1 pseudogene is annotated in these 1,016 nt (G+C 45.5%); it reads left to right on the forward strand.

Annotated features, from left to right (window positions below):
• A pseudogene (locus PKO01S_RS28495) lies at nucleotides 1-1,016 on the forward strand (RHS repeat protein); the annotation flags it as partial.

Genomic DNA, 1,016 nt, shown 5'->3' on the forward strand with positions numbered 1-1,016 from the left:
GTGTATAGTAACCGTAACTTTGTGCTCAATAAGATTGCTCCAGACGAGACGATATCCTACACCTATGATGTATCGGGCCGTAGAACCACAATGACGGATAAGACGGGTAAGACCACTTATACGTATGACTCTGCGGACGGTCAATTGCTGAACGTTCTCTTCCCGGATAATAAGTCGATCTCTTACACGTATAATCCTAAAGGCATGAGACAGACGATGACCGATCCGTTCGGTTACAAGTCGGAGTACACGTATGATAATCGAAACCGACTGAGAACGGTGGGGCCATCTGCTACGGACGTGGAAGTGACGTACGACTACTTCAAGAATGACCTGATTAAGAAGTCGACCTTACGAAATGGTAATAGCAGCACCAATAAGTACGATGCCTTTGATTTGGATACCGTTGTTCAAAGCAAATCCGACGGCACCGAAATTAATTTCTTCGATTACGATACGAACTATAGTGTTTATCGTAACGGGAACATAACGAAACAATCGGTTAGACTAGAAGGTGCCACCGATCAATACAACTACACGTATGACAACCAGGACCGGATTGCAACTTCAAGCCAATTCAACGAGAGTTATTCTTATGACCAACGCGGCAACCGTCAGACGATGCAAAGCGATAACACGGCAAGTATACTTACGGGCGATAAAACGTATGCATATGACTCCTCCAACCGTTTGACCAAGGTCACAACTGGGAGTGGGAATATCGTCACTTATAAGTATAACGGCGACGGGTTGCTATACGAACGCACGGAAGGAACCAAAACAACTCGATATTATGTTGACGGAGCTGGCGTAATAGCCGAAGGCAATGTTAGTGGAAGTTCCGTTACGATGAAATCGCGTTATGTACGCGGTAACGGTCTCGTGGCTACGGAGAATGCTAGTGGCAAGTACTACTACTTGTTGAATGGTCACGGGGACGTTGTTGCATTAAGAGATAGTACAGGTGAAACTTCGGTTAATAAGTATACGTACGATATGTGGGGCAATCCGCTGAC

The organism is Paenibacillus kobensis NBRC 15729, assembly GCF_004000825.1.
Classification (GTDB): domain Bacteria; phylum Bacillota; class Bacilli; order Paenibacillales; family Paenibacillaceae; genus Paenibacillus_T; species Paenibacillus_T kobensis.